This window comes from Veillonella parvula (assembly GCF_032472435.1).
GTDB classification, from domain to species: Bacteria; Bacillota; Negativicutes; order Veillonellales; family Veillonellaceae; genus Veillonella; species Veillonella parvula_N.
Window position 1 is genome coordinate 158,209 of record NZ_JAWEGM010000003.1, and the last position, 13,569, is coordinate 171,777.

The 13,569-nt window shown below is 35.5% G+C and carries 10 protein-coding genes; all 10 read left to right on the forward strand.

Going from position 1 to position 13,569, the window contains the following annotated elements; translation table 11 throughout:
* The first annotated feature begins 58 nt into the window (after window positions 1–58).
* The 10 genes from E7A03_RS06055 to E7A03_RS06100 all read left to right on the forward strand — a co-directional run bounded on the left by E7A03_RS06055 (window position 59) and on the right by E7A03_RS06100 (window position 13,470).
* Window positions 59–658 carry a class I SAM-dependent methyltransferase gene (locus tag E7A03_RS06055; RefSeq protein ID WP_187002416.1) on the forward strand — a complete coding sequence of 200 codons (600 nt, stop codon included), beginning with the start codon at window positions 59–61 and terminating at the stop codon, window positions 656–658.
* A 304-nt stretch (window positions 659–962) separates the two neighbouring features.
* A complete protein-coding gene (locus tag E7A03_RS06060; protein WP_287510050.1) occupies window positions 963–2,141 on the forward strand; it encodes a transcriptional regulator in 1,179 nt (392 codons plus the stop codon).
* Between the two features lie 336 nt (window positions 2,142–2,477).
* The gene (locus tag E7A03_RS06065) at window positions 2,478–4,511 is read left to right on the forward strand and encodes an LTA synthase family protein (protein WP_316073853.1); all 2,034 of its coding nucleotides are present in this window, start codon (window positions 2,478–2,480) and stop codon (window positions 4,509–4,511) included.
* 44 nt (window positions 4,512–4,555) lie between these two features.
* Window positions 4,556–6,217 (forward strand): PIG-L family deacetylase, encoded by a 1,662-nt coding sequence (locus tag E7A03_RS06070; protein WP_227037178.1) that lies wholly within the window; start codon window positions 4,556–4,558, stop codon window positions 6,215–6,217.
* Between the two features lie 13 nt (window positions 6,218–6,230).
* Window positions 6,231–7,226 carry a glycosyltransferase family 2 protein gene (locus tag E7A03_RS06075; RefSeq protein WP_058948356.1) on the forward strand — a complete coding sequence of 332 codons (996 nt, stop codon included), beginning with the start codon at window positions 6,231–6,233 and terminating at the stop codon, window positions 7,224–7,226.
* Window positions 7,227–7,284: 58 nt separating this feature from the next.
* Window positions 7,285–8,040 (forward strand): glycosyltransferase family 2 protein, encoded by a 756-nt coding sequence (locus E7A03_RS06080; RefSeq protein WP_058948357.1) that lies wholly within the window; start codon window positions 7,285–7,287, stop codon window positions 8,038–8,040.
* Window positions 8,041–8,106: 66 nt separating this feature from the next.
* Window positions 8,107–10,131, forward strand: coding sequence for an LTA synthase family protein (locus tag E7A03_RS06085; RefSeq protein WP_058948358.1), 2,025 nt, complete (start codon window positions 8,107–8,109; stop codon window positions 10,129–10,131).
* Between the two features lie 70 nt (window positions 10,132–10,201).
* A complete protein-coding gene (locus tag E7A03_RS06090; RefSeq protein WP_004692926.1) occupies window positions 10,202–11,266 on the forward strand; it encodes a glycosyltransferase family 4 protein in 1,065 nt (354 codons plus the stop codon).
* A 4-nt stretch (window positions 11,267–11,270) separates the two neighbouring features.
* Window positions 11,271–12,212, forward strand: a complete 942-nt coding sequence (locus tag E7A03_RS06095) for a VirK/YbjX family protein (RefSeq protein WP_058948360.1) — start codon at window positions 11,271–11,273, stop codon at window positions 12,210–12,212.
* Between the two features lie 64 nt (window positions 12,213–12,276).
* Window positions 12,277–13,470 carry an O-antigen ligase family protein gene (locus tag E7A03_RS06100; protein WP_058948361.1) on the forward strand — a complete coding sequence of 398 codons (1,194 nt, stop codon included), beginning with the start codon at window positions 12,277–12,279 and terminating at the stop codon, window positions 13,468–13,470.
* Window positions 13,471–13,569: the final 99 nt, after the last annotated feature.

Genomic DNA, 13,569 nt, shown 5'->3' on the forward strand with positions numbered 1-13,569 from the left:
TTAAGATTAATATCAGTATTAGGTCATATAATTTAGGCTTCATAATAGGATTATATAGATGGCAACAGAGCAAGAGTGGGAAAGTGTATTACAAATTAAAACCTCTGGTCGCGATGATAGTCGTTCCGATACGGAGCATCATCCGTACGAGCCGACGGATTATTGCGTGTTGGAGCGTTTAGCAAATAGTGGTCATATTCGCAAGAAAAATACGCTCATCGATTATGGTAGTGGCAAGGGCCGAGTGAGTATTTTCATGGCTTACCAAACGGGCTGTCATTCTATAGGCATCGAATATGATGAACGGCTATATGAAAAGGCTTTGATTAATGGTGAAAGTCCAGCAGCGCGCCATCGCGTGTCTTTTGTACACGGTGATGCGGCTCTCTACGAGTTACCTGAGCAGGCTGATCGATGTTTTTTCTTTAATCCCTTTGCACTCCATACGATTAAGCGGGTACTAGGAAATATCTTTGATTCGCTATATCATAATCCTCGGGAGATTAAGTTATTTTTCTACTATGTTAATGAAGAGGTGGAGAACTTTTTAAATAACCATGTGCGCTTGGAACAAGAGGAACCTATTGATTGTAGTGATCTCTTTGAAGCAAGCGATGCAAAAGAACGAATTCTCGTCTATTCAGTTAACTTGTTTTAGTGCAGTAATTTAAGACCTTTATGTAACAATTTGATATATTTTGATGTAACAGTTAATTAAATAACCTCAGTTTGAATAGTGTTTTAGTAGTATGAAATGCATACTATTTGGAACGTATTCAAATTGAGGTTTTATTCTATTTTTAAGGAACTTTTACACATATTATTAAGGAAAAAGCAGATAAATTCTGCTATAATAATATATTAGAGATTATAAAATCAATTCATTTTTATGGTTCTATACATTGATTCGTATACGCTAATGTAGCGGATAGGACTGAGTGTATTGAATACAGGAGGTGCATATGGAACTCATCGATACAATGTTGATTGAACGCATTCGTAAAGCTTTAATTAAACGATATGACCGAGATCAACAGATTCAACAAATGATTGAAGAAATTGGTGCAGAGGAAGGCCTTAATGAGACCGAATTATCTATCGTTTACCAAGCGTATTTAGAGGTAAAGGAACGGGTGTACTATACATCTTCTCTCGTTGATTTGTGGAATCAAATTGAAGATGTTCAAAAACGTATGACCTTATTGCATTCTTACGAATCTTTAGAAGAAGATTTATTTGGCGATGTGCTAGGTGATGATAAGGAAGATATCGTTATTTCTAATACATCTGGACTTGGCAAGGGTGCGAGTCACAATGATGATGCATATGCTATGGAACAGGTACAATTATCTGATGTTCCTGTGCATCATGATTCTACGGTGGGCATGAATCATATTAAATTGAATGAATTAAAATCTATAGGCGGCCTCTTTACTGGTTTTGGTGAAAGTTCCAATAAGGAAATAACAGATTTTGAAGATACTGCGATTGAGCACCTTGATGTAAAACCATTAGAAGGCGTTGAAAGCTTAGCAATTCATCATTTAGATGAAAATGAAGAGTTAAATGTAGATGGTCTTGATGAATTTTCGAAAGATAAGAAATCAGAGGAAGCTAAAGTGGATGATGAGGATATGTCGTCTATCGATCCATACACGGCGGTGAATGCTTTGTTATTTGGTAAAGCCGGTTTAGAGTCCGATAAAACAAATAAGAAGATGGAAAAGCTTCTTAAAAAGAAATTAAAACGCGTTGACGATGAATGGGCGCGTATTAACGGTTCTGAGGACAAGAAATCTAAGGACGATAAAAAATCCAAGGAAGACAAAAAAGCTAAAGAGGATAAGAAATTCAAAGAAGACAAAAAATCCAAGGAAGATAAGAAATCTAAGAAAGATAAGAAGTCTAAAGAAGATAAGAAAGATAAAAAACACAAGAAGCATAAAGAAGATAAGCTTTATAAAGCCGAAGAAAAGTTAAAGAAAAAGAAAGACAAGGCTGAAAAGAAGCTTAAAATCTTAAACGATAAGTTAAAAACAGTCTTCTTAGCGGATACTTTCAAGAAAAAAGATAAGAAGAAAGACAAGAAAAAGGATCAAAAATCCAAAAAAGATGAATCCGCAAAAAAGCAGAATCGATAGTTTCCGTATGGAATAGTAAGACCTCTGAAAAGATGGTCAAGGAGAGTGCTAGTGCGAAAAAATCAGCAGGTGCTGAGACTATCGACCGTGGATGCGGTAAATGCAAACGATGTAAAGGCCCTAAATGTAAGAAATATCCAAGATAATTGATAGTTATGTAATTACTAGAATATTACGTAGAATATGTGTACCATATATATGTAGTTTATGATATTTTATTAATCATTTAGGCAGTATAGTTATGTAGTTTTGTTATGCATGTAACAATATAGTTATTTTTCTAACATACTAGTTAGGTTAATAATTAGAGTTATAGGATACAACAGTTAGGGGTTAATGATGAACCGATGGCAGCGATTATTTGAAGGCATACGAACAGAGATTAAGGTATTTATCTTTTTCTCTGCTTTGTTGACTGCATTTAGAATCGTGTTTCTTGCAGTATTTCAATCACAACTAGCTTCTGTGACGATGGAGAATATCCTCACGTCCTTATGGCTAGGCTTTAGATTGAGTCTCAAGACCGTCGGTTCTTTGTGTTTACTGGGCTTTTTAGGGGGTACGTTGGTGCATACCTTTGCACCAAAATGGCCGTCTTTGCGCATTAAACAGGTCCTCTACTCCATTGCGACTGTATTGTTGACATTCCTATTTTTGGGACGTATTCCGTTTTATAAAATCTTTAACTCCTCTTACAATGCGATGCTCATCAATGGTAAAAACGATGATATCGGCGCCATTGTAAATACAGCAATCAACGAATATAATGCCCTCATGTACATCATTGGGGCCGTTGTATTGAGCGCAGCTCTTTGCTGGTTCCTAGTTCGTTTTTTAGCGTGGAACACGAAGAAATATAGTGACTACGCTGATAATCTAAGGAATGGTGATGATGCTGATGATTTAAAAAATATTGATTCTGCAGATAATCAACGACTTTGTACTACTTGGTATCCTAAGACAAAGAAAACACAATGGATGACGGGCATTGGGCTGACTATTGTTATCGGCGTACTAGGTCTATTCTTTAGATTTGGCGGTGCTTTCAGCTATACGAACTCCATCAACTGGGAAAGTGCGGCTCGTCTTAGTTCCAATCTGTTAAACGAAAATATCCTCGATGATGTGCAGGCTCTCTATCGTGTTAAAAGCATTGCGAAACGGACGGCTGAGCTTGAGGTTATTAACTTAACGCCTCAAGAGTTAAATGAAAAAATCACTGCCGTTGGTGGTAAGTTTAACGGTACAAATTTTGACGGTTCTTTCACGAGAACCATTACGACACAACGATTAGCGGATCAACCGCAGTCCATAAACCTCGTTCTTGGAGAATCCTATGGCTTGTGGCCGTTCCTCGCTGAATATAACGAGCCTGGGGCGTACCTCGTTGAGCAAGGTCGTAAATACGCTTCTAGTCCTCAAGCGATGAGCACGCAGCTAGCCCTCGCCCAAGGCACGGGCACCATGCCGGCCATCAATGGTTTGTTGACGGGTATGCCTGATACAGGGTTATATCCTAACTATGAAGGTGAAAGTTTTAAAGAGCCTTATGGTTTAGGCATTGGTCCTGTTATGAAAAAGCTAGGCTATAAGACTGTATTCTGGTATGGTGGCTTTAGCACATGGCAAAATGTTAAAAACTTTGTTTTATCTCAAGGTTTTGATGAATTCCACGATGCCTCCGAAATGCCAAGCGAAGACGGCAACGCTTGGGGCGTAGGCGATAAAGACTTGTTTAAAGCTATTTCTGCCTACATGGATCAGCATAGAGGAGAAAAAATCTTCAATGTGATTATGACCACCTCTAATCATCCGCCGTATAGCATCAATGTGGCTAAGGAAGGCTACGATGTGAATAAGGTAAAAGGGCATTTGCCAGATTCTATCGAAGAAAACGATAAGCAATTGAACGAAATGGGCCATATTTGGTACGCAGACCACGTAATGGGTGATTTTATCGCTCGCGAAGAAATAGCAGATCCTTCTGCACTCTTCGTCATTACAGGTGACCATAGCGAACGCTTTAACTTTGCTCGTGAAGTAGGCCCTAATGTGGCATCTACTATTCCTATTATTTTTTATGGTCGTGGAATTTATAAAGATTGGCTTGCACCTAATGCGTTCGGCATGAGCATTCAAATCATTCCAACCTTAGCGGAATTGGTAGGCCGACCTGGTCAAACCTATGAAGCGATGGTACCAAGCTTGTTTACACAAGAGGAATTTGTATTTAATCATAGACTATATCTCGATAAAAATGGCAAAGTGTTAGAACAAAGTGCGAGTATGCCTCAATCCTATGGAGATATGATTAAAAACATGCGCGAACTTGCGGCATGGCGTATTAAACATGGGGATGTTATACAGTAATTGTAAATAATATATAGAATTAGTAATTGGGAGTTTTTCTATTTATGAATACATCTAGTTTTTCTTATGAAAAATTCTTTCATGGTCATTCAGTTATGTTTATTGTTCCTCACGAAGATGATGAGATTAATATGGCTGGTGCCACTATATATGGGGCGATACAAGAAGGGCTAGAGGTATATGTAGTTTTTCTTACAAATGGTGATTATGAATATACTTTTGATGTGCGATGTAATGAGACATATCAAATGGCTAAAGAAATTGGATTACCTCAAGAGAATATTATTTTCTTAGGATTTGGCGATTTTATTGGTCATGAAATCATTTATAATAAATCGGCAATTATTACGAGTCATGCTAATCATAATCAAACATATGGAGCTGATTTTGCTAGTTTAGTAATGTCTAAGCCCAAACCATATTCTTGGAATGGTATTGTAGAATCTGTGATTGATGCAATTTTACATTTTAAACCAGATACAATTATAGCAACGGATTATGATACTCATGTAGACCATAGATTATGTACATTTACAGTTGAAAGTGCAATGGAATGGATTATAAAATATACTGAGTTTAGACCTCAACTTTTAAAAGGCTTTGCTTATGCTACAGGCTATGAAACGATAGATGATTACTATAATAATCACCTATTATCTACTGTAATAAATAAAAAAGCATTACCAACTGATGAATTTAGTACAGGGAATCCAACTTTATCTTGGATACATCGTCTAAGAATTTCGGTTCCTCAAGCATGTCGAGAAAAGAAATTAATACAAAATCCTATTTTTAAGGCTATGGCGTCTCATGTGAGTCAACAAGGGTATAAACGTGGTTCTCGACTTATTAATGGCGATCAAGTATTTTGGAAAAGAAGAACCGATAATATAGCTTTACATGCAGATATAACAGTTTCATCTGGGAATGCTAACTATCTCAATGACTTTTTACGTTTTAACACTGTAGATGTCAAATCTAATGTATATGATGCAAATAACTATATGTGGATGCCATCAGTAGATGATACAGAACGTAAGGTTCATATTTCTTTTACAAAAATTACTCAGATACAGGTAATTCAGTTATTTGGTAGTGTACATAAGTCTCATGAATTATGCTCTATTCGTATTGAAACTAGTGCTGGTAAACATGTGCAACTAGATGAAATTATTCATATAGGGCAGGGTATATCTTATATTTTTGATAAACCATTATTCTTAGAGTGGATTGATATATATATTGATAAACAATGTTTGGGGTTATCTGAAATAGAATTGTATAGTGCTATTAATGATAAGTATGATTATTGTCATATATTAGCAGATAATCATTTTATGTATAATTGGGTGGTGTATCCAGGTGAAAAAATCCCTATGATTACGTCTTATATTGAAGGCATTAGAAAAGATATGCTTACATATAGAGAATCAGAACAAAAAAATACATATAGATGGCTTATCAATGATAAATATATCGATGAATCTGTATTACAGATTTTGATTGAACGGGAGTTAACAACTAAGCCATTACAATTGCGGCTAGAGTCTATTGATGGTTCTGTATTTTGTGAAGGCACTATTCGTAAAGGTACCTTTAAAGATTGGTTTGCTTTGAAGTGTAATCAATTACAAGATAAATTAGATTATTTACAAGTAAAATCAAAATATAAAAAGGGATATAAAGCGGAAAAAGCTTATAAATAAGAGGGAGTTAATTATGGAAAATCAATATAGACCTTTAGTATCTATAGTTATTCCTGTGTACAAAGCAGAAGAATATATTGGTAAGTGTATCGAAAGTTTACAAAATCAAACATATAGTAATTTACAAATCATATTGATTGAAGATAGTTCACCAGATAATAGTGGACAAATTTGTGATGACTATGCAGCAAAAGATGATAGAATTACTGTTATTCATCATGAGCGTAATATGGGTGTTAGTAAGACGCGAAATGATGGACTTGCTATCGTAAAAGGGGAATACATTGCCTTTGTAGATGGTGATGATTACGTAGCACCGACTATGATAGAAGATTGCTTATCAACAATTAATGAGAAACAAGTAGATGTAGTTGTTTTTGATATCGCTGTTGTAGAAAATGGCAAGATAAGTCCACGACATATGGATGAACGTTATTTCATAGATATTAAAAGTGCATACACAGCATTGATTGAGGATAAAATTCCAAATTATTTATGTAATAAATTTTTTAAAGCAAATGCGTGGAAAGAAATTCGATTAAAAGAAAATACAGATTTTGAGGACCTTATGATTATGCCGTTGGTCTTTAAAAATCTTTCATCTGTATATTATTTACAAAAATCCCTTTACTTTTATAATTGTGATAATGAAAATTCGATTACAAGTAATTGGAGTGCAAAGAGCAAATATGGGTTATTTTGTTCATATTTATATCGTCAACCATTAGCTGAGGAACTAGGTATGACAGACTTTGTGCGATACTGTCGTCATAGAGCTATTCGCAGTGCTGTTGGGGGAATTGGTTTTAACTTAGCAAAACCAGAATTACAAGAAAAACAGATAGAGCATATGCTAGAGTATTTAAAACAAGAGGAACGGTCTTCTGATATGCCTTCCATTGGTTCCAAATATCAAGTGTTATTATACGGTGCACTCCATGCTCCATTTATCTCAAAACTGTATGGTCATATGATGTTTGGATTAGAACGAATCAAGAAATCTTTATAATTGGATAAGTAATTAATTTTATATCCGGATTGAAATTATATGAATATTGAGGCAACTTATGTCAACAATTACGGCTATTATCTTAGCCCGCAATGAAGAACAACATATTGTAGATTGTATTAAGAGTATTCAATTTGCTGATGAAATTTTAGTTATCGATGATGGTAGTACAGATCAAACCGTATCACTTGCTACTGAACTGGGTGCAAAGGTTATACCGCATCCTTTAAATGGAGATTGGTCACAACAACGACGCTTTGGTATTTCACAAGCCCAGAGTGAATGGATTCTATTTGTCGACTCTGATGAGCGCGTATCACAAGAGTTAGCAAAGTCTATTCAACGAGCTATCCAAGGTGAACCGAAGGCTTATTGGTTACATAGATATAATCTATTCCATCATAATCAGGCAACTCATGGTGTGGTAAGACCTGATAAGGTGTTACGATTGATGCCTCGAGAGGGAGCAACTGTAGAAGGTGCTGTTCATGAAGTTTTTATCAGTCCCTATCCACAAGCTACATTAGAGGGAAAATTATATCACTATACGTATGATAACTGGCATCAATTCTTTGAGAAGTTTAATAAGTATACGACAGCAGCAGCTAACAAATACAAGGCACAAGGGAAGTCTTGTAGTTTTTTAGGGGATATTTTATTGCGTCCAACATGGGCATTTTTTAAGATATATATTTTGCAAGGTGGCATATTAGATGGAAAAATAGGCTTTCTATTATCTATTTACCATATGATGTACACCATGACGAAATATGTGAAATTATATTATTTAAATAAATCTAATGGGCAATTATAATAAGTGATTTAGTATAGTAAATTGCTATGGGGAAGTATTGTTCTTGATGTAGATATGGAAGCATAAATGAGTGAACAATTTTTTCTATCCCTACAACAAAATATAAAACTAATGCTTTGGGCCCCTATATTGAGTACCATCTTTCGAATCATATTCATGATTGTGTATAATCCTTACCCCACATGGAAGGGACGCTGGAAATCTGTATTGGGTTCATTGCGTTACGGCTTCTGGTGGGGCATGGATTTTGATGCTTATGTATTCTTACTACCCTTAGTATTGGTGACGCTCCCTGCATTATTATTTGATAGGTATCATCAAATAGAAGATGCTGTACGATTGGTAGGATTAACCATTTATTCCTGCGTATTATATGCAGCCTTTGCAGGAAAAATGATTTTCTACAAGCATTTCCATGATACGTACAACTATATGGTTCATTATGGAAATCATGCAGAAAAACATAATTTAATTGATGTATTCTTTAATCAAGATCGAGGAATGCTTGTCATCTTAGGATTAATTCCTATTACATTTATATCCTGGTACATAGGAAATTTCTTTTTATCATTGCCATCTATACCATATCCAACTATTGAAGGAACTTGGCCTACTATAGTTTGGAATATAGGGCTTGTGGCTATCTCTGTTTTGGGATTTTATTGGTTCCGCTATGGTGGAACATTATCTCATGATGATAAACCTGAGTGGGATACGATTCCTACAGTGATAAAAGAGGATATATTCTTTGCTCGTGCAACGGTGCCAGATCTATGTGCCATAGAAACAGTGCTAAAACATCCACTTCGTGATGAATATACGGCATCTGCTGAGGACATTGATGACGCGATTCACCGTATTGTTCCTAAGGAATATAAAGATTCTTGGCAGGATTTGAATACACCACTTCATGCATTCAAGCGCGTTGCATCAGGTCCTCGTATTGATAAACCACAGCATATTTTCTTTATTGTTGGTGAAAGTATCCCTCAGTGGTCTCTTGATGAACCTTACAAGGATCTCAATATATGCCCTGGCTTATGGGATTTTAAAGATAATCCTCATACGGCGCAAGTACCTAATTTCTTGCCTGCTGGTAATGTGTCTCGCCCATCCATTGTGAGTCTGTTATCCGGTGTTTATGATGCGGGTATGGAAATCAATGAACGGGAAGCCTTCTGGCATGAACCATTGCCGACTTCTTTGGCATCTCAAATGAAGAATTTAGGCTATGATACGATTTACTGGTATGGTGGCAATGCATCGTACGGCAACTTTAATCACTTTGGTAAGGCGCAAGGCTTTGATCAAGTGGAAAGCGCTTCTGTTTTTTGCGGCCCCGATGCACCTAAGACTTGGGTAGGCGTTTATGACCATGTATTTTTAGAACATATCGAAGAGGAAATCAAATCCTTAGAACATCCTACATTCCATTTTATTTATACTACATCCAATCATGGTCCTTATAAAATGGAGGATTCCTTATTAGATTATGATCCTAAACAGGTCATGCCAAACCTTGGAGATGATTTAAAATCCAATAAGAAACGCAATAAGGAATTGGCTACTTATCGCTATAGTGATAAGGCTATTTTTAACTTTATTAATGCTATGAAAAAGGCCTTTCCAGATAGTTTATTCGTTGTCACTGGTGACCACTCTAATCTATTTGGCTTTTTGAATAATACATCCTTAATTCAACGAGACTATACCTTGCGCGACACATTCTGTACCGTAGGATTGTTGCAACATCCTGCTTTCACTAAAGACACGATTACAGCGCCAATTGGCACGCATATGAGTCTCATGCCTACCATTATTGAAGCTATTGCACCAAAGGGTTTTGAATATTACTCCATCGTACCGTCCTTGTTTGATGAACAGCCAGATACATTAGTTACACCGTATCAATGGATTACGCCTCATATGATGGGCGATGTTCGTATGGATTATGGTGAAAGCAATATACCATCCTATAAACCGGTTGAGCCAATTCGTCCTATTAATAATCATGGGAATGATGCTCGTGATTGGACATTATTGACTATGTGGTTCATTAATCATGAAAAGATATTGTTTTCTAAAAAATAGATGAAAAATAATTTCATATATGATTAACTATATATAGTTAACTACAGTATATATTTGAAGGAGGGTATCTATGTCGATACTGAACGTAGTAGGCGCCAAAGTTTGGGGCGGCGGAGAGCAATACGTATATGATATGTGCGATGAACTACATAGACGGCAGATACCTTCTTTTGTTTTGATTGATGTTTCAAATCATGAATTGCAAGAAAGATTTGAGCAAGTAGCAGAGGTTTTAACAGCTAATCTTTATTCCTATAAAGGATTTACTTCTCTTTTATCTATTGTAAAACATATAAAAGAGAAGGGAATCACAGTTATTCAATGTCACTCAGGAAAATATATTTTATTATGCTTGGCTTTAAAGCGTTTAACGGGTGCTAAACTCATTTTTTATAAGCATAATGTAATAAAAGCTAAAACAGATATGTACCATCAGTGGATTCAATCACAGGTAGATGCTTTTATATGTGTGTCTAAAAAGGTTTACGATGCACAAGTCATTCCAAACATAATTGATAAATACCATCTTGTTTACAATGGCGTTAATACACGTCGTTTTTCTGATGTTTCTGATGATAATATTCCAAATAAGCCATTTATCGTTGGTTATGCAGGTCGAATCATTGAAAATAAAGGAATCTTTGATCTTTTAGATGCGGTTAGAGTGATTCATAATAAAATTGATGAGGTTCGTTTAGTTATATGTGGAGACGGTAAGTCTGCTGATATCGAACAAATGAATCAGTATATCAAGCAGCATCAGATGGAAGAATATGTGCAGTACATGGGCTTTCAAAAGGATATGAATCGATGGTATCGATCTATTCATTGTTTAGTAGCACCCTCTAAGGTGCAGGAAGCTTTTGGTCTCGTATTATGTGAAGCTATGTATTGCAAGGTGCCCGTTATAACAAGTACATCAGGGGCGCAAGCAGAGATTATTGAGAATGGAAAATCTGGTATTCTCATAGATACGGTTAATAGTGAATCTATTATAGAGGCTATTCAAGGCTTAATGGAGAATGATGGAGTTCGAAAATCTATAATTGAACATGGATATACACGTGTGAAGTCTACTTTTACCATCGACAAGATGGTGGATTCCATAGATAAGATAGTTTGTAATTTGAGGTGATAAGGTGTTACAGTATATACAAAATCAATGGAGGAAAGGCCGAAAAATATATGGCAAACGTAGTTGGAGGGAGACACGACGTACTTTCCTTCATACAATGCGCTCTATCCGCAATAAACGAGAAATAGAGGACTTAGAGAATTATTTTGCAAGCTACACACCTGATTCAGTACTATTAGACCGTCAAGTTGGTTTATATGAGTTAATGACAAGATATTTTTTGTTTAAAAATTCGACACCACAGGAACGATTAGAGGCTATTATTAATCATTTTGATTATTTGAAAGCTGTATTTACAGATGAAGCAATTCGTGAAATGTACTCTGTAGATCCAGATAATATTTATGATGACGTAAGTCGTATGAAGCGTGGTTTTATCATATGGGAATCGGAAGAGCTTGATATGGTGGCCCGTTTATATTATGGACCTGGGCAACGAAAAGAAGGTTTTTTGACATTGTTACTAACATTGGGCAAACAAGGTGTATATCATGCTAACTTCCGTTTTGGGAAAGGCTTTAATGGGGAGCCTGCCATGTGGATAGGCACTGTTCAAGGTTATAAAGATGGTCTTGATAATGCTAAAACAGTTACTAAGAAAATGTTTGGTTATCGACCAAAAAACTTTATTATGTTCCTCTTGCGTCATATAGCAGTCATTTGTAAGGTAGAATCTATCTATGCTGTATCTGATGAAGGTTTCTATGCTAATACACATTTAGTTCGCGGTCATCGTGCTAAAGTTGCAGAGCTAGATTCATTATGGGAGGAATCTGGTGGTGTAGTATGCAGCGATGAACGGTTTTTCAAAATTCCATTGGAGGAATACCGAAAACCAATCGAGGAAATTAAGTCACAAAAACGTAGTCAATATCGTAAACGCTATGATTTACTCGATCAATATGAGCAAGAAATTCAAGACCATATGAAACATTTAATAAAATAAGTATATGTAAACAGTAACAATGCTTGATTATTAAATAATATGAATAAGGGATAAGGGAGTTAGTATGAAATCTTGGATACTTAACAATGCGGAAATGGTACTAACGATACTCATTTCGATTATGATATGTATGACACGGTCATCTATGGCTTTTGGGAATTTGATGTATGGTCTCATTATTTTGATGACCTTAATAACTTGTTGGTATAGACGACATGAAATCTCTGTACCACAATCGATACGCCAATATGGATGGGCTTATTTAGTGATGTTGCTGTGTGTATTGCCATCAGCATTTATAAGCGATGATATACTAGTGACGACCAAATATTTCTTTAATATTTGGGTTTGGAAGGTATTAATCATCGTACCAATCCTGTTATGTATTAAAAGTTCTCGCAAATTATACACCATATTATCAGTATTTTTTGTATATATGGGCATTGATGCTTTATCTGCCTTTGTACAATATTTACTAGGATATAATGTAGGTCCAGGAGGTCGCGCAGGTGGCGTTATTCATGGCTCTATGATGGGACTAGCTATGTTGTTAACATTAGCTTTTCCATTAGCTTTAATTGTTGCCTATGATAAAAGATTTCCTTCGTATGTAAGAATATCAGCTGTATTTTCTTTGTTTGGTATGTTATTGGGAATGTGGGGAAACCAAAGCCGAGGTTCCTGGTTATTTAATGGAATTAACGGCGTACTGATTACATTGCGCTATTGCTTTGTTAATATTCGCTATATATTAGTATTATTTGTGACTGTTGTAGGCATAGGATATGCATTTACTAGTAATCAATCTTATATGGAGCGTTTAGAAAGTACTTTTAATATAACTAGTGATGGTTCAAATTTAGGCCGTATCTATGTATGGAAAGCCGATAAGCAAATGATTTTGGATCATCCCATTATAGGTGTTGGTCCTGGCTTATGGGGAAAAAAGTATGCAGAACAATATCAATTAAAGCAGGAAATGCAAAATTTAGGACATTCTCATAATAATATGTTACAAATAGCTTCTGAATCTGGCATATTAGGACTTATTGGTTTCTTAGGATTCTCAATTTTTACAATCTATAAATCAGTAAAAAATTATATTATGTCTGCAAATCCTTATGATTTATCAATTATTGTTGGTTTTATTAGTTATTTATTTTTATTTGGATCTGTTGATTATACTTGGGGTAACTCATCTGGTATTCGAATGTTTTGGATTGTTATGGGGATAATGCTTCAATTGCGAGATAATTGAGAATGATATAGTCTTTTAGAACGTAATTGACTACTATTTAATAGACAATAAAGTATAATTTAAATAGGCATAAAAAACAAAGAACTATATAAAAGATAG